General features: G+C 68.3%; 29 protein-coding genes. 22 read left to right on the plus strand and 7 right to left on the minus strand.

Annotated elements, in window-relative coordinates:
* Position 1: 1 nt before the first annotated feature.
* Genes infA through IPK85_09285 form a run of 3 tightly spaced genes read right to left on the minus strand, consistent with a single transcriptional unit; the run spans position 2 to position 968 of the window.
* Complete coding sequence (gene infA, locus IPK85_09275) at positions 2 to 217, minus strand: translation initiation factor IF-1 (GenBank protein ID MBK8247571.1); 216 nt, start codon at positions 215 to 217, stop codon at positions 2 to 4.
* Complete coding sequence (locus IPK85_09280) at positions 214 to 759, minus strand: hypothetical protein (GenBank protein ID MBK8247572.1); 546 nt, start codon at positions 757 to 759, stop codon at positions 214 to 216. The genes infA and IPK85_09280 overlap by 4 nt, the downstream gene beginning before the upstream one ends.
* Positions 756 to 968 (minus strand): cold-shock protein, encoded by a 213-nt coding sequence (locus IPK85_09285; GenBank protein MBK8247573.1) that lies wholly within the window; start codon positions 966 to 968, stop codon positions 756 to 758. The genes IPK85_09280 and IPK85_09285 overlap by 4 nt, the downstream gene beginning before the upstream one ends.
* Positions 969 to 1215: 247 nt before the next feature.
* Between IPK85_09285 and IPK85_09290 the strand changes: the two genes are divergently transcribed.
* The gene (locus IPK85_09290) at positions 1216 to 2457 is read left to right on the plus strand and encodes an ABC transporter permease (protein MBK8247574.1); all 1242 of its coding nucleotides are present in this window, start codon (positions 1216 to 1218) and stop codon (positions 2455 to 2457) included.
* Positions 2458 to 2460: 3 nt separating this feature from the next.
* Entirely contained in the window at positions 2461 to 3699 is a 1239-nt protein-coding gene (locus IPK85_09295) for an ABC transporter permease (GenBank protein MBK8247575.1), read from the plus strand.
* Between the two features lie 35 nt (positions 3700 to 3734).
* On the opposite strand, the gene IPK85_09300 is transcribed toward IPK85_09295, so the two are convergent.
* The gene (locus IPK85_09300; GenBank protein MBK8247576.1) at positions 3735 to 4958 is read right to left on the minus strand and encodes an HDOD domain-containing protein; all 1224 of its coding nucleotides are present in this window, start codon (positions 4956 to 4958) and stop codon (positions 3735 to 3737) included.
* A gap of 149 nt (positions 4959 to 5107) precedes the next feature.
* On the opposite strand from IPK85_09300, the gene IPK85_09305 reads away from it, so the two are divergent.
* Positions 5108 to 6805 (plus strand): M3 family oligoendopeptidase, encoded by a 1698-nt coding sequence (locus IPK85_09305; GenBank protein ID MBK8247577.1) that lies wholly within the window; start codon positions 5108 to 5110, stop codon positions 6803 to 6805.
* A gap of 3 nt (positions 6806 to 6808) precedes the next feature.
* Here IPK85_09305 and IPK85_09310 read toward each other — a convergent pair whose 3' ends face one another.
* Positions 6809 to 7096: a DUF4342 domain-containing protein gene (locus tag IPK85_09310; GenBank protein MBK8247578.1), complete on the minus strand. Its 288-nt coding sequence runs from the start codon at positions 7094 to 7096 to the stop codon at positions 6809 to 6811.
* A 102-nt stretch (positions 7097 to 7198) separates the two neighbouring features.
* Between IPK85_09310 and IPK85_09315 the strand changes: the two genes are divergently transcribed.
* From IPK85_09315 to IPK85_09395, 17 genes are all read left to right on the plus strand, one after another.
* Positions 7199 to 7609 carry a hypothetical protein gene (locus IPK85_09315; protein MBK8247579.1) on the plus strand — a complete coding sequence of 137 codons (411 nt, stop codon included), beginning with the start codon at positions 7199 to 7201 and terminating at the stop codon, positions 7607 to 7609.
* Positions 7602 to 8072 (plus strand): hypothetical protein, encoded by a 471-nt coding sequence (locus IPK85_09320; GenBank protein MBK8247580.1) that lies wholly within the window; start codon positions 7602 to 7604, stop codon positions 8070 to 8072. Before IPK85_09315 ends, IPK85_09320 begins: the two co-directional genes overlap by 8 nt.
* Before the next feature lie 70 nt (positions 8073 to 8142).
* Positions 8143 to 8619 (plus strand): DUF411 domain-containing protein, encoded by a 477-nt coding sequence (locus IPK85_09325; protein ID MBK8247581.1) that lies wholly within the window; start codon positions 8143 to 8145, stop codon positions 8617 to 8619.
* An 81-nt stretch (positions 8620 to 8700) separates the two neighbouring features.
* The gene (locus tag IPK85_09330; GenBank protein MBK8247582.1) at positions 8701 to 9096 is read left to right on the plus strand and encodes a hypothetical protein; all 396 of its coding nucleotides are present in this window, start codon (positions 8701 to 8703) and stop codon (positions 9094 to 9096) included.
* The gene (locus IPK85_09335; GenBank protein ID MBK8247583.1) at positions 9097 to 9810 is read left to right on the plus strand and encodes a cupin domain-containing protein; all 714 of its coding nucleotides are present in this window, start codon (positions 9097 to 9099) and stop codon (positions 9808 to 9810) included.
* A gap of 46 nt (positions 9811 to 9856) precedes the next feature.
* Positions 9857 to 10255, plus strand: a complete 399-nt coding sequence (locus tag IPK85_09340) for a hypothetical protein (GenBank protein ID MBK8247584.1) — start codon at positions 9857 to 9859, stop codon at positions 10253 to 10255.
* Between the two features lie 54 nt (positions 10256 to 10309).
* Positions 10310 to 11116, plus strand: coding sequence for an agmatinase (gene speB, locus IPK85_09345; protein ID MBK8247585.1), 807 nt, complete (start codon positions 10310 to 10312; stop codon positions 11114 to 11116).
* The gene (locus tag IPK85_09350) at positions 11113 to 11553 is read left to right on the plus strand and encodes a hypothetical protein (GenBank protein MBK8247586.1); all 441 of its coding nucleotides are present in this window, start codon (positions 11113 to 11115) and stop codon (positions 11551 to 11553) included. The genes speB and IPK85_09350 overlap by 4 nt, the downstream gene beginning before the upstream one ends.
* A gap of 19 nt (positions 11554 to 11572) precedes the next feature.
* The gene (locus IPK85_09355; GenBank protein ID MBK8247587.1) at positions 11573 to 11902 is read left to right on the plus strand and encodes a YbjQ family protein; all 330 of its coding nucleotides are present in this window, start codon (positions 11573 to 11575) and stop codon (positions 11900 to 11902) included.
* Positions 11903 to 11978: 76 nt separating this feature from the next.
* Entirely contained in the window at positions 11979 to 12719 is a 741-nt protein-coding gene (locus IPK85_09360) for an ankyrin repeat domain-containing protein (protein ID MBK8247588.1), read from the plus strand.
* A 377-nt stretch (positions 12720 to 13096) separates the two neighbouring features.
* Positions 13097 to 13366, plus strand: coding sequence for a hypothetical protein (locus IPK85_09365; GenBank protein MBK8247589.1), 270 nt, complete (start codon positions 13097 to 13099; stop codon positions 13364 to 13366).
* A gap of 82 nt (positions 13367 to 13448) precedes the next feature.
* Positions 13449 to 13766: a hypothetical protein gene (locus IPK85_09370; GenBank protein ID MBK8247590.1), complete on the plus strand. Its 318-nt coding sequence runs from the start codon at positions 13449 to 13451 to the stop codon at positions 13764 to 13766.
* Between the two features lie 5 nt (positions 13767 to 13771).
* Positions 13772 to 14215: an MOSC domain-containing protein gene (locus IPK85_09375; GenBank protein ID MBK8247591.1), complete on the plus strand. Its 444-nt coding sequence runs from the start codon at positions 13772 to 13774 to the stop codon at positions 14213 to 14215.
* A 2-nt stretch (positions 14216 to 14217) separates the two neighbouring features.
* Complete coding sequence (locus IPK85_09380; protein ID MBK8247592.1) at positions 14218 to 14439, plus strand: hypothetical protein; 222 nt, start codon at positions 14218 to 14220, stop codon at positions 14437 to 14439.
* Positions 14436 to 15617 (plus strand): alanyl-tRNA editing protein, encoded by a 1182-nt coding sequence (locus IPK85_09385; GenBank protein ID MBK8247593.1) that lies wholly within the window; start codon positions 14436 to 14438, stop codon positions 15615 to 15617. Before IPK85_09380 ends, IPK85_09385 begins: the two co-directional genes overlap by 4 nt.
* Entirely contained in the window at positions 15614 to 16069 is a 456-nt protein-coding gene (locus tag IPK85_09390; protein MBK8247594.1) for a hypothetical protein, read from the plus strand. Before IPK85_09385 ends, IPK85_09390 begins: the two co-directional genes overlap by 4 nt.
* Before the next feature lie 79 nt (positions 16070 to 16148).
* Positions 16149 to 16475, plus strand: a complete 327-nt coding sequence (locus tag IPK85_09395) for a hypothetical protein (GenBank protein ID MBK8247595.1) — start codon at positions 16149 to 16151, stop codon at positions 16473 to 16475.
* Positions 16476 to 16658: 183 nt separating this feature from the next.
* On the opposite strand, the gene IPK85_09400 is transcribed toward IPK85_09395, so the two are convergent.
* On the minus strand, positions 16659 to 17978 hold the full coding sequence (locus tag IPK85_09400) for a cyclase family protein (GenBank protein MBK8247596.1): 1320 nt from the start codon (positions 17976 to 17978) through the stop codon (positions 16659 to 16661).
* Positions 17975 to 18964, minus strand: coding sequence for a lyase (locus IPK85_09405; protein ID MBK8247597.1), 990 nt, complete (start codon positions 18962 to 18964; stop codon positions 17975 to 17977). Before IPK85_09405 ends, IPK85_09400 begins: the two co-directional genes overlap by 4 nt.
* Positions 18965 to 19180: 216 nt before the next feature.
* Here IPK85_09405 and IPK85_09410 point away from each other — a divergent pair, with 216 nt between their 5' ends.
* Complete coding sequence (locus IPK85_09410) at positions 19181 to 19855, plus strand: DUF3108 domain-containing protein (GenBank protein MBK8247598.1); 675 nt, start codon at positions 19181 to 19183, stop codon at positions 19853 to 19855.
* Between the two features lie 72 nt (positions 19856 to 19927).
* The gene (locus IPK85_09415) at positions 19928 to 22057 is read left to right on the plus strand and encodes a penicillin acylase family protein (protein ID MBK8247599.1); all 2130 of its coding nucleotides are present in this window, start codon (positions 19928 to 19930) and stop codon (positions 22055 to 22057) included.
* The last annotated feature ends 25 nt before the right edge of the window (positions 22058 to 22082 follow it).

A 22082-nucleotide genomic window follows, 5' to 3' on the forward strand; every position in this document is an offset into this window, starting at 1 on the left:
CCTACTTGTGGCGGAAGGTAATCCGGCCGCGGTTCAGGTCGTACGGTGACAGCTCAACGGTGACCTGATCGCCCGCCAGGATCCGGATGCGATGCTTGCGCATCTTGCCCGCGGTGGTGGCCAGGAGCTGGTGTCCGTTGTCGAGCGAAACGCGAAACATGGCAGACGGCAGGACTTCGGCGACGACGCCCTGCATCTCGATGTTTTCCTGCTTCATTGAATTCCGTTGTTCGGCACGGGCGGTCGAGCATCGCCCGTGACCGTGTGAAAGGCGTCACGCAGCGCGTCGACACAACGCGCGGCGAGTTGGGCGCCTGTCTGTCCATGGGCGGCTTCCTGCCCATCTTCGAGCCAGCGCCAGCTGTCCGCCCCGACGACCCCCGGGTGCAGGACCTTCTGCCACACCTCGCGAGCTGCCGAGGGGGGCGGGCCGGAACTGACCCGCTCGAAATGGTAGTCCGGGCGGGGACCCAGGATCCCATGCCATACCACGACCAGCAGTTCGCCGGTCGCGATGTCGCCACCCACGGAGGGGAGCCAGGTGATGGACAGGGCGACCGGTCCTACCTGGATCACGCACCGCTTGGGGGAGCGACGAGCTGCGGGCTTGTCGGCGATGCCGGTGGAGTGCCAAGCATCGACCTCTGCCACGGCGGCATCCGCGAGGGCTTCCAGCTCCCGAGCACAGGCCGTGATGGCCCTGTGTGTCTTGAGGAAGGGAGGTGGAAGCCAGCCCTCAGCCACAGCGCGCTCGCTCAACGCGAGACGCGGGTGACGTTCTCGGCGGCGGGACCCTTGGGGCCCTGAACGATGTCGAACTCGACCTGCTCACCGTCGGTGAGGGACTTGAAGCCGCTGCCCTGGATGGCCGAGTGATGGACGAAGCAGTCTTTCGAACCGTCCGATGGGGTGACGAAGCCGAAGCCCTTGGAGTCGTTGAACCACTTGACGGTGCCCGTTGTGCGCATTGCTGTTGCCTTGGTGGGGATGAAAAAAGGGCCTGCGCGACTGGCAGGCCCTGGGTCTAGAGGACGTGTTGCGCCGCCTGAGCGGCACGAGTGCTAGGTAAAGGGTACACCCGGGACCCGGCGATGACAAGGGCGGAGACAAATTCGGAACCGCCGGGCCGGAGCCTTCCTGGGGGGCGCCGCGGTTTGAGGAGGCTCGGGGCCGGGAGGTGAAACCCTCGTTGCAGCCGTGGCGTAGGCCCCGACCATGCCGCTGTTCGAAGCCATCCGCCTGGCCCTGAGCCAGATCCGCGCCCAGAAGCTGAAGAGCTTTTTCACGCTCCTGGGCGTCACGATCGGCGTGATGTTCCTGATCGCGATTGTGTCGATCGTGAACGGGATGGGGCGGTTCATGGAGGACGACCTGGTCGGCAAGCTGATCCCCAAGAACAGCTTCGAGGTCCGGCGGCGTCCCAACATCACGATGGGTGACATCGACGACGCCGAGTGGCGCGAGTGGAATTCGCGGCCGCGCCTGCGCGAGGAAGATGTCCAGCCGGTGCTGGATGAACTCCCGGCGTCCGCAAGTTGGTCCTATTACTCGGAATCAAACGTCTCGGCGCAGTCCCGGTATGCCAGGCCGCGCAGCATCAGCGTGACCGTGGCCGATGGGGCCTGGTTCGAGCAGAAGAACATGGCCGTGACCGTGGGGCGCGTGCCGTCGGCGCAGGAACAGGCGCTGGGGTCCACCGTGGTGGTCATCGGCGAGGACGTGAAAAACCACTTCTTTCCCGGGTTGGACCCCATCGGGCGCGAGCTGATGTTGGGCGGGATCCCGTACCAGGTGATTGGGGTGGCTGAGAAGCAGGGGAACGCGTTTGGCATCTCCCTGGACAAGTTCGCGGTAGCGCCCTACAAGACTCCTGCGCGGCGGCTCGTGAACCCGCCGCGGGTGATCGACGGGATCATCGTCAAGCTGCCGGACGACCAGCAGATGCAGGCGACCATGGAGGACATCCGGGTCTTCATGCGCAGCCATCGCGGGTTGCGTCCGGCGCAGAAGGACAACTTCTCGCTGCAAACGTCAGACAGCGCGCTCGAGTTCTGGAAGAAGATCCAGGGGTTCCTGGTGCTGGCCGGGATTGCGCTGCCGGCGATCGGGCTCCTGGTGGGGTCGATCGTGATCATGAACATCATGCTGGTGGCCGTCGCGGAGCGCACGCGGGAGATCGGGGTGCGGAAGGCCTTGGGCGCTCGCCGACGGGACATCATGTCACAGTTCCTGGTGGAGTCGACCACGCTTGCCATTGTTGGGGCATCGCTCGGGGTGGCGGTCGGCTTTGGCCTGGCCCGCCTGATCTCCGCGGTGTCCCCGTTGCCCACCAGCGTGGAGTTGTGGTCGGTCGTGGTGGGGGTCCTGGTGGGTGGGGGGGTGGGGATCATTTCCGGGGTCTACCCGGCGAGCCGGGCCTCGCGGCTCGACCCGGTAGCCGCGCTGCGGCAGGAGTAGACCATGCGACTCGGGCAACTCGTCGAGGGAGTCGGCATCGCCGTCGAGCAGCTGCGCGGCAATCGTGTGCGTGCGGCACTGACCATCCTGGGGATCGCTATCGGGGTGTTCGTCGTCGTCGTGATGTCGGCCGCGATCCACGGGATCAACCGCGGGGTGGCCCAGGAGTTCGAGAAGGCCGGTCCCACCACCTTTGGCGTGAACCGCTTTCCGATCTCGCTGGAGGCCTGCGATGGCAGCGACGACACCTGCAAGTGGCGCAACAACCCGCCGATCCGCCTGAGCGAAGTGGCCGCGCTCAAGCGCCTGGAGACGGTGCAGGGGGTGAACATCGGGTCCGGGACGTCGGCCTCGTTCAAGTACTTCGATCGCCAGCTCCCCGGGGCGCGCGTGAATGCGACGACCTCGGACTGGCTGGAGATCAGCGGCGGCGACATCACCGAGGGGCGCAACTTCACCGCGTCCGAGGACCTGAATTCCGCCCGAGTTCTCGTGATCAACACGGAAATGAAGAAACGGCTGTTCGGCGAGGCCAGTGATCCGCTGGGCAAGGTCGTGCAGGTGAACCGTGCGCCATACGAGGTGATCGGTGTGTTCGAGGGGGGCGGGGAATTCCTCGGCACCCCCAGCCCGCGCGCCTACGTTCCCTTCAGCACGGGGAACAAGTACATGAACATCTGGATCGACTGGATCGAGCTGGCCGTCAAGCCGCGCGCCGGCGTCTCCCGTGATGAGGCGATCGACGATGTCGTGGCCACGCTGCGCTCGCAGCGGGGGTTGCGGCCAGCGCAGGAGAACGACTTTGCCATCATCACCCAGGAGAAGTTGTTCGAGACCTGGGGACGCATGACGGGCATCTTCTTCCTCGTCATGATCACCCTGTCGGGGATCGGGCTGATCGTTGGCGGCGTCGGCGTGGTGGCGATCATGATGATCTCGGTGACCGAACGCACGCGAGAGATCGGCGTGCGCAAGGCCCTCGGCGCCACCAAGGCGACCATCCTCTGGCAGTTCCTGGTGGAGGCGGCCACGCTCACGGCCATCGGGGCGATGGTGGGGCTCGTGGTCGGATGGGGCGTGTCCCTGTTGATCCGCAGCACCACGCCCTTGCAAGCCTCGGTGCCCACCGGCGCTATTCTGGCCGCGTTAGGCGCCAGTGCGCTGACCGGGATCCTGTTCGGGCTCTTCCCGGCGTCCCGCGCGGCTCGCCTCGACCCGATCGACGCCCTGCGCTACGAGTAGGCGTTGCGCGCCGCGTGTGCGGCGCGCGGCCGGCGTTACGACGCGCGGGCCACGGCGGGTTTTTGGCCGGTGGGCATCTGTTCGGTCGCCCACTGCACGCACTCCTCGTACAGCCCTGGCAGCTTGGCCGGGTCGAGCCCGATGCGCTGCGCCGCCTCGCCGGCACTCTCCCACAGGCCCAGCTCGTACGATTCGATCACCAGCAGCGGGTCCGCGTACGGCCCCGAGCGGTCGAGCAGCGCCGCTTTCACATCGTCGGCCAGGTTGACCCGCTCGAGGACCTCGGACATCGGCATCCGGAACACCGCATCCAGGAGCGAGAACAGTCCCATCAAGAACAACGTCCCCTTGTCGAGTCCAGTCTTGGGCAGGGCCAGCTGCTCGCAGAACCGGGCGCGCTGCACCGTCTGGCGGATCAGCTCGTCGTCGACCCCGCGCTTGCCGGTCCGCGAGGTGGCGGAGGCGAGTGCGAGCCAGCGAATGACGTTGTTGCGTCCCACGAGGCGCAGCGCGTGCGGGATCGACGTGATCCCGCGGCCGCCTAACGCCGCCGAGTTGACGATGCGCAGTAATTGGTAGGTGATCCCCGGATCGGCGGAGATCACGCGCTCCAGCTCACGCTCCGGTGTGTTGGGATCACGGGCGAGGGCCAGCAGGCGCAGCGCCGCCGCCGTCGACGTGGGCAACTCGGCCGCTGGCAGCGGCTCCGGGCGGCTGAAGTGCGGTCCCTGGAAGATGTCGAAGCCGAGCTTGAGGCAGGCCTCGTGGAGCTTGGCGTCCAGGACGTGGTCGGCAATCACCTTCTTCTGCTGCTTCTTGAGCGCCGTGACCATCGCGCCCAGCACGGCAGGGTTCTGGACCCGCAAGTCCACCCGCACCATCGCGGCCAGTGAGAGCAGCTTGAGAATGGGGGATCCCGCCGTGCGTGGCAGCTCGAACTCGTCCAGGACGACCCGAACACCCCGCTTGGCAAGCTCCCCGACGGCGGCAATCACCTCGTCGTCGACGCCGACGTCCGGGGGGACCAGGACGACCAGGGCCCGGGGTTCCGGCGTGTTGAAGATCCCCTCGACGAGTTGTTGGCGTGACGCACGTACCCAGGCCGGGAGCCCGGACCGCAGGAACTCGAACGACCCGCTCATGTAACTCCGCGCGAACGGGTCCGTGCCATCGTCCGTCGGCCGAAAGCGCAGCTCGTACCCGATGGCGTTGTCGCCCCGGTCGAACACGGGCTGGCGGACGAGGAAGATGTCGGACATTGACGGCGCGAAGGTGGACCTGCCAGCGCTGAGTATCGGCCCCTTCCTCCCCGATCTGGAGCCCGGTCAGAACGACGGGTTTGGACGAACCGGCGCGTTGCCGTCGATCCGGCACCTTGCTGGTCCGCACAGCTGGTTAAGTTGCGCGCGTGCCGCTGCCGACCCCCTCCCCGACCTCCCCCGCCGACCTGCGTGATGCCACGTGGGACGACCTGGCGCCCCTCTACGATGCCTTGGCCGAGGCTCCCATCACCGGCGACGGCACCGCGTGGCTGACCGCGTGGTCGCAGCTGCAGTCCCTGGTGGAAGAGGCGGCGTCGATCGCCATGATCGAGTACACCTGCGACACCACGGACCCGGCCCGCGAAGCGGCCAACCTGCGCTGGTCGTCCGAGATCTTTCCGCAGGTGGTGGAACAGCACGTGCGACTGGCGCGGCGGCTGGTGGAGAGCGGGCTGGAGCCGCCGGGCATGTCGATGGTCCTGCGCGAGTTTCGCTCGGACATCGAGATCTTTCGCGAGGCGAACATCCCGCTCTTCACGCGGCTGGAAGAGCACGTGGCCGCCTACCAGAAGGTGACCGGTGGACTGGCGGTGGAATGGGAGGGGACTTCCCTGACCGTCCCCCAGCTGCAGCCGTTCCTCAAGGTCGCCGATCGCGCGGTCCGCGAGCGGGCCTTTCGCACCGGGGCCCAGGCCTACCTCGCCCAACGCGAGGTGCTCGCCGCGCAGTTCGACGCGATGTTCGTCCTGCGTCAGGAGATTGCGACGAACGCCGGGTTCGCGGATCACATGGCGTGGGCCTTTGCCGCCAAGCACCGCTTTGACTACACACCGGATGACTGTGCGCGGTTCCACGATGCCGTGGCGACCACGGTCACCCCGGTGGTCGAGCGACTGATGGCGCATCGGGCCCGGGCGCTCGGTGTGCCGACGCTGCGGCCGTGGGATACGCTCGTGCAGCTCGAGGCACGCGACCCGGTGCGGCCGTTCACCGAGGTGGACGGACTCGTCGCGCCGGCGCAGCGCATCTTCGACCGGCTGGACCCGGAGCTTGGCGCCCGGTTTCGCGAGATGTCGGCGAACGGGTTACTCGATCTGGGGAGCCGGCCGGGCAAGGCCCCCGGCGGGTATTGCACGAACCTCGCCTGGCGCAAGCAGCCGTTCATCTTCATGAACGCGGTGGGGGTGCCTGACGACGTGAATACCCTGGTGCACGAGGCGGGGCACTGCTTTCACGACTTTGCCGCCAACCAGTTGCCATGGCTGTGGCAGCGGAGTGCGGGGCACGAGGCGGCCGAGTTGGCGTCCATGAGCATGGAACTGCTCGTGACGCCATGGTTGGTCCAGCCGACGGGGTATTACACGCCGGAGCAGGCCCGGGCGGTGGAAATCGAGCAGCTCGAGGATGTGCTCACCAGCCTCTGTCACATCGCGAGCGTTGACGCCTTCCAGCGCTGGATCTACACGTCCGGTGATGGGCATGACGCGGCCGCACGCGACGCCGCGTGGCTCCGGATTCGCGCGCAGTTCGAGGCCGGCGTCGAGTGGTCCGGGTTGGAGGCCGAGCGCGTGTCGCGCTGGTATCGGCAGCTGCACATCTTCGAACTGCCGTTCTACTACATCGAGTACGGCATCGCGCAGTTGGGGGCCCTGCAGCTGTGGCGCGACGCGCGGCAGGACCCGGCCGGCACGCTGGCGCGCTACCGGGCCTTCCAGGCGCTGGGGGGGACGCGACCCCTGCCCGAGTTGTACGCGGCAGCGGGCGCGCGCCTCATCTTCGACCGTGAGGGAATGGCCGAGCTGGTGGGCCTCGTGGAGCAGCGCCTCGAGGCCCTGCGCGGCTGATCGCTACGGCTTGGTGACCGAGGTGCCCGGGTCACGCTCGACCCCGATGGTATAGTCGGTGGCGAGGGCCGCAATCGCGCCGACGGCCGCCCAGAACGGGAGGAGCGCCGCCCCAACGAGGCCGGCGCTGAGCGGCATGTCCAGCAGCTGGCGGCCCTCCGGGTTGCGGAGGATAATCCGGCGCACGTTGCCTTCCCGGATGAGCTCCTTGAGCTTCTTCTTGAGGTTCTGGCCTGAGACCTTGAACTCTTCCATGTGTCGTGCCTCCACGGGGCGCACTGGGTGACTCATCCTACCGACGGCTCGTCTCCGGGGTTTCGCCCAGGCCGCCATCTTTGTCTAGGCGTCGAGGGCCCCCGACGTTATCCTACGCTTCACCCGAGCCCGGAGTCCATGGCTGCAAACGCCATCGTCGCGCGATATGCTGACGGCCGCATCGTCAAGGGAATGAGCCTCGATGTCGCGCCGGAGCGTCCCACCTGCCATGTGCGCACCCTGGAAGGTGAGATGGTGGAGATCGCCCTGCGTGACCTGAAGGCCCTGTTCTTTGTAAAGAGCCTGGAGGGGGACGCCCAGAAGTCGGACGCGCAGGTCGTGGACGCGACCGATCCGCGCCTCCGCGGGGCCAAGCTGATCGAGGTCGTCTTCCACGACCAGGAGCGGATTGTCGGGATGGTGATGCGGTTCCCACCGCTCAAGACCTACTTCTTTCTCGTGCCGGCTGATCCGTCGAGCAACAACCTCCGGATCCTCGTGAACAAGGAACAGGTGCACACCATGGCCGTGATCCCGTCGAGTGCGTAGCCTCGTCACGACCGCTTGGGTCGCGTTGCTCGCGACGCGGGTGGCGGGAGGCCAGGAGCCACTGCCGGGGGCGTCTGGCGCGCGCGTGACCGCACAGCTCGCCGCGGGTGCCCTGCTGACGCCGATCGGGTTTTTCGGGAGTGGATGGGCGGCGAAACGACTCGCGCAGCGCACGACGTGGTCCGACGCAAGAATCCGCCGCGTCGCCTTCGTCGCTGCCTATGCGGGCGCGGCAAGCGCGGCGGCGGCCGCTCCAACGCTCATCGGCGAGCGCGGGCGCTACCCGGCCGCATTCGTCGGCGCTGCGGCCGGCGTTGGCGTGTCGGCCCTCACTGCCCGACTCGGCAATGCCCGCTATGATGGGGGCCAACGGTGCGGAGTGATCTGCTGGGGGCTGGGTGCGATGGCGATTGCCGGGCCGTCGATCGGCGCGACCGTGGGATATCAGCTCAGCCGCCGGTGATTCCCCGGTTGCGCGGGACGTCCCCCGCGCTAAGGTGTAGGAGACTCCGTGCCTCATCCCGAGTGACCCTATGAGAACCCCGATCCTCGTCGCGCTCGCCGCCGGTGTTGCGGCTTCGCTCGCAGCCGGCCGACCAGCGGCTGGCCCCACTGCGGAGACCGTCGCCGCGCCGATCATGCAGGTGTACAAGTCGGCGACCTGCGGCTGCTGCAAGTCGTGGGTGGAGAAAATGAAGGCGGCGGGATTTGAGGTGCGTGTCACTGACCTGGACGAGTCGGCCCTGCAGGAGGTGAAGGCCAAGCGGGGGGTCGGCGAGAACCTGCAGTCCTGCCACACAGCGGTGGTCAACGGCTACGTGGTCGAAGGGCACGTGCCGGCGGCCGACATTCACCGGATGCTCAAGGAAAAGCCGGCCATCGCCGGAATCGCGGCTCCGGGAATGCCTCGTGGGAGCCCGGGGATGGAAGTGCCCGGTGGCGCGAAGGATCCTTATCAGGTCCTGACATTCACTCGGAGCGGCAAGACCAGCGTGTTCGCGCGCCACTAGGTGCGGCGATCCAGGTGGTTCGCGACGCTCCTGACGGTTGGTGCCTTGATGGGCTGTGCGCCCAATGGTACCGGGAGCGCTATGCCCGATAGCTCGTGGCCGGCCCAGGGGGAGGCCCGCGCCACCGTGGGGACGGCGGACTATGGCATCGAGGTCGAGGCATGGCGCTCCTTCCAGCCGGTGGCCGGGGAGCGCGGGGATCCGCTCCTCGCCATCGTGCGCCTGACCAGTACGCAGCCGATTCCCCCGGACGTCGCGCTGGGGCGCGTGCGGTTGCAGCGGGGTCCGGACAGCTGGGGTGGCACCCTGGCAGAGGAGTCGGCGCGCCCGGGGGGCCCAACGGCGGTCGAGTTCATGCTCCGCGAGGGTCCGCGGTGGACGGCGGGCGACTCGATCACGGTGATGGCGGAGCTCGTCCGCAACGGGAGCCGTCTCGCCGTGCTTGGGCTGCGGACGGTGATCGCACGCGTGGACTAGATGAGCGGCCCGGATGCGGGGGTGCCCCACGTGGTGCCGCCGCCGGCGCTCCGCGACCGGGTCCTGGCCGTGGGCACGCCGTCACCGATGACCTTCCTGCGCGCGACGCAGGGCTTCTGGCTTGAGACAAGCGACGGCGTGCAGTCTCGGATCCTCTTTCGAGATTCGCGCGATCGGTACCAGACGCGTCAGCTGGCACTGCGGGCTGGGGCCCGGCTTCCTGCCCCGGAGTTGGCAGGACACGTTGCCGTGCATGTCCTCGCGGGTGCTCTTCGAGGGCCAGGAGCCCAACGCCTTGCAGCGGGGGACTCTGCGGGCGGCCTCGAGGGGGAGTGGCGCGCTGATGCGGCGACCCGCGTCATCGAGTTCGCGACCGCGGGCACCGAGGCGCTGCCGCCGTCGCTGGCGCCACAGGTGGGTGCCACCTGGCTGCCGCTGGCAGATGGGATACGCGTGCGTTGTGACCCGGTGGGGATGCCGGGCGGGATCCTGCTGTTCGATGCCGTGGCGGGGGCTACCCTCGCCGAGCATGTGCACGACGGCATCGAGGAGCTGCTGGTGGTGTCGGGGAGCTGCGTGGTGGAAGGCGAGGAGCTGTCGGCCGGGGACTATCACCGCGCGGCGGCGGACTCGACCCATGGGCCGACCGTCGCAGGCACGGATGGATGCCGCCTCCTGTGCGTCCATCGCGCTCCGGCGGGCGGGTCCCTGTGACGTGGCGCACTGCCGGGTGACCCTCCGGGCAGGACCTTGAGTGGCCATGTGGAGGTCCCCCATTCCCCTCGCTGTGGCGGCGGCCGTCGCTTGTGGCGACGCGATGCCGCCCGAGCCGGCCCGTCCCCGGTCGCTCGTGACCTGTGTTCCGTCGCTCGACGTGCGCGTGGACACACAGGGCGGACCTCGCATCAGTTGGAGCCCGGCCTGCGGGGCGACCTACCTCGAGGTATCATCGCCCGATAACCTGGAGACCTACTGGATCATTCGCGGCGACACCGGGAAGATCGCGCCAGGGGTGACCTACGGCGTGACGCCGCCGGACTACACGTCGCGTTTTGGTCCTGTGCCGCTTGCCGTGGGGCAATGGTATGCGGTGCGGGTTGGTGTGATGGTGGATGACGACTCCTACGCCCTGGTCGGCGAGGGGGTGTTCCAGCGGTGACCGGGAGCGCCTAACGCGGGTGGCGGGAGGGCCGCCGGCATGCTAGCGTCCGGGATGGCGAAGTTCACCGGGACCCCGACGCTGCTGGGCCTGCCGTTTGATGAGGCGTCGTCGTTCCTTCGCGGCGCGGCGGGTGCGCCGCCGCTGATACGGGCGGCGATGCGGAGCGACGCGTCCAACCTGTGGACCGAGGCGCTGGTCGACATTGGCGTTCCGGGAGCCTTTGCTGATGCCGGCGACGCCGACCTCTCGGGTGACGCGCGGGGCGCGATGACGGCGGCGGTGGCCCGCGTCATTTCGGACGGCGGCCGGCCGATGGTGCTCGGGGGGGATCATGCGGTCACCTGGCCGGTGCTGCGGGCGGTGCGCGCCGCACATGGAGCGCTCTCGATTCTTCATTTCGACGCACACAACGACCTGTACGATCACTTCGAGGGGGACCGGGGCTCGCATGCCTGCCCGTTTGCACGGATCATGGAGGCCGGGCTCGCCGATGAGCTGGTGCAGGTGGGGATTCGGGCCATGACCGGCCACCAGCGGGAGCAGGCGGATCGGTTTGGAGTGGACGTGATCGACATGAGACGCTGGGTCGCCGGGGTGCGGCCATCGCTGAAGCACCCCGTCTATATCTCGCTCGACCTGGATGCCCTCGATCCCGCGTACGCCCCGGGTGTGTCACACCGTGAGCCCGGGGGCCTCACGGTTCGGGATGTGCTCACGGTGCTGCATGACATCCAGGTGCCGATCGTCGGCGCTGATCTGGTGGAGTACAATCCTGCGCGAGATCTCGACGGCGTGACCGCCACGGTGGCGGGCAAGTTGCTGAAGGAAGTGCTCGGAGCCATGGGCTCGAGGGCATGAGGGCGCTGGGCTTGCTCGTCCTTGCGGGTTGTTTCTCCGCGACGCCAAGTGACGTGAATGGTCCCGCGCGCTGCGGGCGACCGGCGGGGCTGGCCGACGTGACGGGATGTGCCCTCGTGGCCGGGGCGGTCACCAGTACCCGTGGGGATCCCCTGGATGGCATCGAGGGGAGCATTCGTGTCGGCGCGACGTGTCCCTGTGCTGGTGTGACCTTGCAAGTGGACGAACGCGGGCTGTTCTCAGCGACGGTGTACCGCCAGGGCGGGAGTGCCGACAGCGCCCGTGTGACAGTGGTGGTGCAGGCGACGGCGTCGCGATACCCTCGGCATGTCACCGGCGCTCCATACTTCGACACGGCGTCCGTGGTGCTGCGTTTCGCGGATGTCGGATCAGCGCCTGAACTCAGCGACGTGCGGCTGCGGATCCCGCTGCCGTGAACCCAGACAGGAGACGACGATGTTGGCATCTCGAGTGACGATGGCCCCGACCCTGGACGGCTTCCAGGTGGAGGAAACGCTGGGGGTGGTCCGCGGGATCGTGGTCCGGTCGCGGTCCGTCTTTGGGACGATCGGGGCGGCGTTCCAAACCATTCGGGGTGGCAACATCTCCCTGATGACCGACCTGTGTGAACGGACCCGGGCCGATGCGTTTGCGCAGATGATCGAGCATGCCGAAGGGTTGGGGGCCAATGCCGTGACCTGCGTGCGCTACGATGCGACAGAAGTGATGCAGGGGGTCTCCGAAGTGCTGTGTTACGGGACGGCGGTCCGGGTGCGGCCCTTGTGATGTGGCCGGCTCTCGCCGCGGGGACGCGACGGGGGTAGATTCGGCGGTCCCCTCGACCAGCCACGCATCGTTAGGTATGTCGTCCAGGCGTTCTCCCACCACTCGTCGGCCCGGTGCCCGTGTTGGCGCGGCACGGTTCCTCGACGCTGCCCGCCGCTGGGAAGCGGCGGTGGTGGCCGAGGCCTTGCGAGGCAATCCGGAGTTTGCTGAGGCGGTCGACCGTCACGGGCGGACCGGGCTGCACTTGTGTGCGGCGGCGACGGCGGCATCCTCGCGCAAGCCGCTGGCCGCCTCGGTGGCGACGGCCCGGGCGCTGTTGCGCGGTGGGGCAGCGATTGACGCCGTGCACCCGATCGTTGATGGTGGGGAGTCGTTTCCGGCGCGTGCATTGTGGCATGCGGTGGCTCGCGGGCACAACCGGAGCCTGGCGCGTTTCCTCCTCCAGTCGGGGGCGAACCCTGATTGGTGTTTCTGGGCGGTGGTATGGAATGACGACGTGGTCACCGCGCGCATGCTGAGCGCACACCAGGCCAACGTGAACCTGACCTTCCAGGGGGAAACGCCCTTGTTGTACGCCACGCGGCTGCACCGGACGCGCATGATTCGCTGGCTGCTGCGCCACGGCGCCGATCCCAACGTGGCGGACGCCGACGGGGAGACGCCACTGATGGTGGCGGTGGCGCGCCGCCGGCCGCTGGCGGAAGTGGAGGAATTGCTGCGGCATGGCGCGGACCCATCGTGCTTGCCTGCCCGCCGCCGTCCCGACGCGGGCCTCGTGCGACTCCTCGAGAAGTACGGCACGACCCCTCGGGGCTGATCGCTGGGGCTGCCCGGCCCGCTCCGCGCGCATCCTCGTCAGGCAGGCGCGTGTCCCGGTGACTCGTCAGGCAGCAACTCTCCACGTGGCGTGGAAAAACGTCGGACTGGTTTGCATTCGCGAATGCCGGCGACACGCCCGGTGCGCGCCGTCGGATGGTGGCTGCGTACTCGTCAGGCACTCGTCAGGCCTAACCACTCGACAAAATCGTAACTGCCTGACACATTAGTGACCGTCGAGGCCTAACGGGCGTCGGTTGCCTGACGAGCGACCGCGCACCCCATGCGGACTCGTCAGGCAGCCGGCGCCCCCGCGGGCCGGACCCGAACACTCACGGCGTCGCCGGCCCCATTCCTGCGACCACAGCCCGAACTCCCATGGCAGCCCGCAAGAAGGCAGTGAAGAAGACCGCCAAGAAGGCCGCGAAGAAGACCAAGCGCAGCGCGGCGTCATCGGTGCCCGGCGTGAGCCGCATCGACCAGGAATCGACCCGCACGCACGGCTACTTCGTTCGCGTCGGGTACCATCGCACCAAGGAAGGAGCCTGGCGCCCCAAGCACCGCGCCTTCTTTGGCGATGCGTCGCACGGCGGCAAGGAAAAAGCCTTCAAGGCCGCCGTGAAGTGGCTCAAGACGAAGCAAACCTGATCTCGCAGTCCCCGGAACACCTCCGCCCACGATGCCCGTCGCGGCATCGTGGGCGGTCGTGTGTCCAGCGACGAGCACACCCATGACGAGCCTTCGCGGGGGCTGGCGGCTGCTCCGCGCCGACCCGTCGCTCGACTTTGCGCCCGGGGTGCGCATGGCCTTTGTGGATGAGGACACCCTCCACTACAGTTTCGAGGTCGGGTCGGAACGTCAGCTGGTCGCACTGCGATACCGCGTCGACGGCGACCTGCTCCGCACGGAGGTTCCGGGGACTACCCATGAAGCCACGGCCCGCTTTGAATTCGGTCCGGGTGATGCCCTCGTCCTCGATTTTGCCGGGGCCCGCGCCTGGTTCGTTCGCGAAGTTGACTCCAGTCTCCCCCCGCACGGCAGCGGCTGATCTTCATGGGCCACCTCGAACAGATCTGGATCAAGCGGTTCCGTGGCGGGCCCATGGACTCCAGGGTCGCGGCCGAGCTGGATGCCGGGCAGGGGCTGCGCGATAACGCCAACCGCGGCGGCAAGCGACAGGTCACCATCCTCGAGCGTGAAGCCTGGGAGCGGCACATGGCCGCCACCGGTGGATCGCTCGACCCAGCAGCCCGACGTGCCAATCTTCTCGTGTCCGGCTGTGACCTCCGTGGGGCGCGGGGCAAGGTGCTGCGGATCGGTGCGTGCCGGATTCGCATCCACGGCGAAACTCGTCCCTGCGAGCGGATGGACGAGGCGCTGCCCGGCCTGCGCGAGGTCATGGGCGAGGCGTGGGGCGGCGGTGCCTTTGGCGAGGTGCTCGATGACGGAACGATCCAGGTGGGCGATGCCGTGACCCTCGAACCCGGGGCCGGATAGGCATGCCCTTCTTTCGTTCGTCGATCTTTCGCACCGAGTGCGACGCCTGCGGCAAGCCGTTCCCGGTGAACACGGGGGGGGTCTGTGAACGCTGCCGGCGCATCCTGTGCGCGGAGCACCTGCATGGATCATTCGTCCGTCGCATCGCCATCGCGGTTGGGGCGCCGATGCTCTGTGTTACCTGCCGGGCAGGGGAATCGCCGGAAGCGCCGGACGCCAGATGACCGAGCGCCTCTACTACACCGACGCGTACTGCTCAACGTTCACCGCGCGCGTGGTCGACCGTGCGGAGGATGGACGACGCGTCTGGCTCGATCGGTCGGCGTTCTACCCGACCTCGGGTGGGCAACCGCACGACCTGGGTACCCTCGATGGCGTCCCCGTGGTCGACGTCGTGGACGACAACGACCGCGTCGCGCACCTGCTGGAGCGACCCCTCGCCGCAGCGCAGGTCACGGGCGTCGTGGACTGGGCCCGCCGCTTCGACTTCATGCAGCAACACACCGGGCAGCACCTCCTCTCCGCCATCTTCGCGGACCGGTTTGGGTGGGAGACGCTCTCCGTGCACTTCGGGGCGGACTATGCCACCCTGGACCTGGGAGCGGAGGTGGTGCCACCGTCGGCGATGGTCGAGGCGGCGGAGCTGGCCAATGCTGCCATCGTCGCGAACCATCCCGTCTCGGTGACGTTTGAGGAGGCCGCCACGGCGCAAGGGTTGCGCAAGCCGACCGATCGATCCGGCTCGATTCGCGTCGTTAGCATCGCGGGACTGGACCGCTCCGCATGCGGCGGAACACATGTTCGTGCGACGGGCGAGATTGGGGGGATCCTCCTGCGGCGACAGGAGAAGATGAAGAAGAACGCCCGCATCGAATTCCTCTGTGGCCATCGGGCCATGCGGCGCGCGCGCGCGGACTACGAGGTCCTGGCGCGGATGGCCACGGCGGCCTCGGCCTCCATCGACGAACTGCCGGCGTTGGTGGCCGGTCAGCTCGCGGAGCTCAAGGCGTCGGAACAGGCGCGGCGCAAGCTGGAGGACGAGGTCGCCGCGACGCGGGCCCGGGCGGCGTGGGAGGGTACCGCGCCGGATGCGAATGGACGCCGGTGGCACCTCGAGGTTCGATCGGTCGGTCGGGCGGATGAGGTGCGCGCCTTCGCGATCGCCTTTGCCTCGCAGCCCGGCGGGGTCTACCTCGCGCGATGCGACGAGCCGCGCGCGGTCCTCGTGGCGTCGGCGGCCGATAGCGGGATCGACGCCGGCCAGATGCTCAAGGGATTGCTCCCGGCGCACGGCGGCAAGGGCGGAGGTTCCCCGCGGCTGGCGCAGGGGAGCCTGCCGGATGCCGCGGCGCTCGCCGCCACCTGGGGAGCGTTAGGTGACCTGCGGACGGGGACAGCATGAATCTCCCGCGCCTGCGTGTGCGACACACCGTCATTCCCGCCAACGCCGTACGCGACAGCGCTGGGGTGCTGGCGGTCATGAGTGGGGTCGAGCGGAAGGGCCCGTGGGAGTTGCCGCGCAAGTTCCGTATCGCGACGGTGATGGGGAGTACGGAGATCGACCTCCGCGAGGCCGTCCTTGCCGAGGGGGAGTCGCACATCGAAGTCTTCTGCTTGTTTGGATCGGTCGAGATCACGGTGCCCAGCGGCGTCGAGGTGGTGGTGGACGGCGATGCCTTCGCCGGCGAATTCAGCCACAAGCCCGATCCCTCGGTCCCAACCGAACCGGGGGCGCCGCGGATCGTCATCCATGGGAGCGCGTACTTCGGGGCGGTGGAGTGCGACGCGCGGCTCGCGGGTGAGAGTGAGGGCCAGGCCAAGAAGCGGATAAGGCTCGCGCTCCGCAGCGGCTGACCCCTCGCGCTCGGGCTTTTCGCGTCGTATTGTAGGCCCCGAGTTCCCCTGTGGCCGCATCCTCTAGCGGAGAAATGCCATGGAGTCCGCGCTGATGGACTGGTTGGGCGGGATCGGGTCGACCGCCTTTCGCTGGTCCGTGATGGCGTTTGTGGTGATCAATGGGGTATCGATCGCGGCCCTGATCCTGACGCGTGACCGCGCGCTGGTGAACCGCTGGACGGGACGCGTCCTCGCGGCCAACCTGGCCCTCGCGGGAACGGGGCTTGGTATTCCCCTGGTGACATCGCTGACGCGACTCGCGGTCGCGGCCGTGATGCCCGGAGGGGCGCGAGAGCTGGCGCCGGCGATGCAGTTCGAGGACGGTGCGGCGGCACTGCGGTCCGAGATTCGAGCAAAGGACTGAACGGCGGGTCCCTCGGTCTCAACGCCCTGCGGCGATCCCCGCGGGGCGTTCGGTTTTCGGCACGGCGTAACGCCCCGCGCGTCGCGATTTCCGCGGAGAACGAGGCGAAGGCCCTGGCGAACTGGAAGGCGCGTTAGGCGGGATGCAGAACGCCGGTATCCCGGCGTTCCGTCCCCTTTGTGCCTACGGCCGGCGATCGCGACGGTCTTCCCGGCGGTCGCGGCGGTTCTCGGCGCGATCCCGGACGTCTTCCCGACGATCCCGCACATCCTCGCGCCGGTCGCGCACATCCTCGCGACGATCCCTCACGTCCTCGAGGCGGTCCCGGCGTCCGCCGTTGTGCATCGCGTCGCGCACGTCTTCGCGTCGGTCGCGCACATCCTCCCGTCGATCGCGGACGTCTTCCTTGCGGTCGCGGCGGTCCTCGGCGCGGTCGCGACGATCCTCGCGGCGATCGCGGACGTCTTCCATGCGATCGCAGGGCATGCGATCGCAGCGCGGTGGCGGGTTCTGCGCACTGGCGGTGGAGGCGACAACGACGAGGGCGGCGAGCGGGGCAAGCAGGGTCGAGCGCATGGGATCCTCCGGGATGTATCGGTCAGTGGCGGGAACGTCCCGCCTCACCCCATCTGACGCGAGGCCTGCCGGGTGCGTTAAGGCCGGACGGGTGGACACCTTGTCCGGGTCGGTGGTGTGAGGGGCGCCGGGACGCGCGGGTTGGGCGGTGGCGCCTAACGAGGCACGAGGGCCACCACGCGCACGGGGCCACCTGACCCGCCGGTGGTCTTGATGGGCAGTGCGATGAGTGTAGCGCCCGTGGCCGGGACGTTCGAGAGGTCGGCCAGGTTTTCGAGGGCGGGGACGTTGGCGGCGCCCAGGATCGCGTGGACGGCGAAGGATGGGGCCGCGCCGATGTCGGTTGAGGGCGAATCCACGCCGAGGATTGCGGCGCCTCGCTCGGCGGTCAGCAGGCGCGCGGCCTCGATCCCAAACGACGGAAAGTGGAGCACCGTGCGGGCTGCGGTGGTCACGGCACCAAAGTAGCGCTGTCGTCTCCCAATAACGCGCCCAGCCGGTCCACAGCACCACCGCGCTGCCCCGGGGGATGCGACCATGCTGCGCCTCATGGGCGGCGACATCGGCCGGCGTGAGCGCATAGTCGCGGGTGTTGGCCGCCTGGCGCGTGACATCGATGACGACGACGGGGACCACCAGCCGATCAAGCGGGATCTGTTCATTGGTCCACCCCGCGCCGGCGGCGTGGCGGGGAGCATCGAGGTGCGTCCCGAAGTGTTCGTTGAGCTGCAGGCGAAACATGGCCGTGGTGGCCGTGGCCGTCAGGGTATCCAGCTTGAACGGCACCCGTGAGCCGGGCCAGGCCGGCCCACGTTCCGAGACCTCATGCGTGAGGTCGATGAGGTGATACCGCGCGAGGTCCAGCGGTTGCGCCCCCGCGAGCATGGGGGCGCAAAGCCACGTCGCGATCGCGCGCCATCGGCTCATGGCAGGGTCACGCGGGCCAGGGTGTTGGCATCGGTGCCGAACCAGAGCGACTTCGTCGGTTGATGATAGATGACGTGCCGCACCGTCTGCCCGCCACTCGGGATATCGATCCCCGGGACAAACGACTTCGAGCGCGGGTCATAGCCGATGATCTTGTTGGGCGTGTTCGGGGTGTTCTCCGAGTACCAGAGGCGGTCCTTATCGTCCACGGTCAAGGCGTACGGCAACGAGTTCATCCCGCCGGGCGAGGCGATCTCCGTGACGGCCCCGGTCGCCGGATCGAGCCGTCCGAGGAACCCGCGCGTGTAGTCCACGTACCAGACGATGTCGTCGCGCGTGATGGCGATGCGGCGGCCCCGGGCCCGCTCGTTCGGCAAGGTGTACTCCTTGAGCGCCATGGTCTTCGGGTCGACCATGCCGATCTTGTTCGTGCCGAACAGGTTGAACCAGGGTTGGTCCTTGGAGTTCATCATGATCCCGTACGGCCGCGTGCCAGAGCCGGGGATCTTGACGAGATCGACCTTGCCGCTGGTGGTGTTGAGGTGGCCGACGAAGCCGCCGTTCTGCACCGTGAACCAGATATTGCCCGCCCGGTCAAACACCAGGGTGTGCGGGTCGCGGGCCGCAGGGTCCGGCATCGGATAGCGCGTGATCTCCCCGGTCTTCGGGTCCAGCTTGCCAATGTGGGCATTCACGTTGCCCGAGTACCAGATCATCCCGGCCTTGTCGATGATCAGGTTGTGCGGATTGGTGTTCTCCGAGAGTTCGTAGCGCTTGAAGTCGCCGTTCTTCGGGTCGAAGACGGCGATGTAGTTCCCCGCCTGCCCGCAGAACCAGACGCGTCCATCAGGCGCGACGTACGGATCGCGTGGACGGGTCTTCTCCCACGGCACGGTCCACTCCTTGATCTGGATGGAGTCGATCGCGGCCACGCCGGGGGCCGCAGTTGGGGCAAGCAGGGCCAACGCCAGGGACGCGAGCAGCACGTGACGTTCCGGTTCGGGACGCCTCAATACTGGGCCAGCCCGCGCTCGCTGCCTAGGCCCGCACGGGACGCGCCCAGACGACAGCAGTCGACATGCGGCGCCGCCTGGGTCAGCGAGGGGAGGTGTCGCCGGTCGTCGGGGTCGACGCGGGGTGAGGTGTCCCGAAACGGGCGGCGTCGGACCGCGTAGGTTTGGCCAACGACTCACCTGGCCTTCATGCGCGCATTCGCTGCCCTGTCCCTGCTACCAACCCTCGCCGCCGCCCAATCCCAATTCGACGCGGCCCGCCTCGTTCCCCGTTCTGATTCGTTCGCCGTGACCGTGCAGGGGCGCCAGGTCGGCGGGATAAGGGAGACCATCGAAAAAACGGCAACCGGGTATCGGCTGGTTTCCGTGCAGTCCCTCGCGGGAATGAACCAGTCCACCGAGGTGCACTTCTCGCGCGCGCTCGCCATGACGTCGGTCAAGCAGGAAGGACAGGCCCGCGGCCAGTCGATGAAGATCGATGTCGCCTACGGACGAGGTCGGGCAAAGGGCACGGCGACCACCCCCGGGGCGCAGGGAATGAAGACGATCGCGGTCGACACGACGGTTCCCGCAGGAGCGGTGGACGACAACGTGCTGCAATCCCTCCTTCCTGCCCTGCCGTTAGGCGCCGGCAAGACGTTCCAGGTCCCGGTGTTTGCCTCGGGGCAGGGGACCTCGAAGGTCATGACCGTCACGGTCAGTGGCAGCGAGTCGGTCACGGTCCCCGCCGGTACCTTCGAGGCGTGGAAGGTGGACGTGGCGGGGGGGCAGGTCCCGGTGACCTTCTGGGTGAGCCGCACGGACCCGCGAGTGGTAAAGATGGGCTTCGCCGGGGCGCCGATGGCGTTCGAGCTCGTGAAGTAGTCTGGCACCCAGCGTGGGAGGCGGCATCTTTCGCCCTTCCCTCCCCGGCAGGTTCCTGTGATCCGTCGTGCGTTGCTGTTCCTCGCCATCGCCACCGTGCCGGTCGCTGCGCAGCGCGGGGGCGAAATCCTCTGGGACACCTATGGTGTCCCGCATATCCATGCCAAAACCGAGGGCCAGCTCGGCTACGGCTTCGGATGGGCCCAGATGCAGGCGCACGCCGACCTCGTCCTTGAGCTGTATGGTGAGGCACGCGGGCGATCGGCCGAGTACTGGGGCGATCCGAGCGGGCAGCGTGAAGCGATGGACCGTTGGGTGCGCCGAATGGGCGTGGCACGCGGGGGGGCGCGGTGGTCCGCGCAGCAGGCGCCGGGCTTCAGGTCCTACCTGGATGCCTTCGTCCAGGGGATGAACGACTGGGCCTTTGCGCACCGCGACCAGATCACGGATTCGATGGAGGTGGTGCTTCCCGTGACCGTGGATGATGTACTGGCCCACGGCCAACGGGTGATCACCACCGCGTTTGTCACGAGTCCGGATCGCGTCAGCGGCACCGTGCGCGCGTGGGAGCGCGGCGGGATACGTGCGGCCGAGGAAGCGGCCGCGGCCCTCGAAGGGGCCGAGATGCGTGGCTCGAATGCCTGGGCCATCGCGCCGGCCAAGTCGGCGAGCGGCCAGGCGATGTTGGTGGCGAATCCGCACTTGCCGTGGGGATCCTTCTACACCTGGTTCGAGGCGCAGCTCGTGGCGCCCGGGATGAATCTCACCGGCGCGACGCTGGTCGGGTCGCCCATTATCACCATCGGTTTCAATGACGACATCGCGTGGACCCACACGGTCAACACGCACGACGGGCAGGACCTCTATGAGTTGGCGCTCGACGGCGACGGCTACCGCCTGGACGGCGTGCGACGCGCATTCACGACGCGCACCGAGACGATGCAGGTGAAGGGTCGCGATGGGCGGCTGGTCCCCCAGGTGCTCACCATCCGCGAGTCCGTGCATGGCCCCGTGGTCGGGGAGAAGGAAGGACGTGCACTGGCGCTGCGCGTCGTTGGGCTTGACCGGGGCGGTGCGTGGAAGCAGTGGTGGGACATGGGCCGTGCCCGCAACAAGGCGCAGTACGTGCGCGCGCTGCAGCAGATGCAGGTGCCGATGTTCACCGCGATGTACGCCGATCGGCAGGGGGAGATCCTGCATTTCTTCGGCGGGCTCACCCCGGTGCGGTCCCGTGGAGGGTGGGACTTCTGGCAGGGGATCGTGCGCGGGGACTCCACGGGCACCTTGTGGACGAAGACCCACAGCTTCGCCGACCTCCCGATGTTGGCGAACCCCGCCGGCGGCTGGCTGCAGAATGCCAACGATCCCCCGTGGACGACCACCGTCCCGCTCGTCCTCGACCCCGCGAAGTACCCGGCCTACATGGCGCCGCGCGGCATGGCGTTCCGCCCGCAGCGCTCGGCGCGACTCCTGGCCGAGACCGGCAAGATATCGTTTGACGAACTGGTGGCGCGCAAGCACGACACCCGCATGGAACTCGCCGATCGCCTGCTCGATGACCTTGGGGCGGCGGTCGCGGCCCATGGGGACGCCGAGGCGAAGGCCGCGATGGCCGTGCTCACGGCGTGGGATCATACGGCCGATGCGGCGTCGCGTGGCGGGGTGTTGTTCGCCGCCTGGTGGCGCGAGCTCAACCGACCCGGCGCTGCGCGCACGGGGCCGCAGCCCCCGTTCGCCGTCGCGTGGGATGCGCAACGGGCCCTGGAGACCCCCGATGGGCTGGCCGATCCTGCGGCGGCCGCGCGGGCGCTCAGCGCCGCCGCGCGCAGTGTGCGGGAACGGCATGGATCACTCGACGTCGCCTGGGGTGAGGTCAACCGCCTGCGCCGGGACGACGTGGACTTGCCGGCCAATGGCGGCAGCGGGCAGTTGGGGGTGTTCCGTGTCGTCGAGTTCAACATGCCGGAACGCGAACGGCAGGGCACCGGGGCCATGGGCGACTCGTTTGTCGCGGCCGTGGAGTTCTCGACGCCACTCAAGGCGCAGGTGCTGATTGGGTACGGCAACTGGTCGCAGCCGGGATCGAAACACCGGGTGGACCAGCTGCCCCTGTTTGCGAAGAAGGCGTTGCGGCCGGCGTGGCGTTCGCGCGCGGAGGTGGAAGCGAACCTCGAGAAGCGCGAAATCGCCGGGGGTCGCTGAACGACACGCGGGCCCCGGCAACCGC

It is taken from the genome of Gemmatimonadota bacterium, assembly GCA_016712265.1.
GTDB lineage: Bacteria > Gemmatimonadota > Gemmatimonadetes > Gemmatimonadales > Gemmatimonadaceae > RBC101.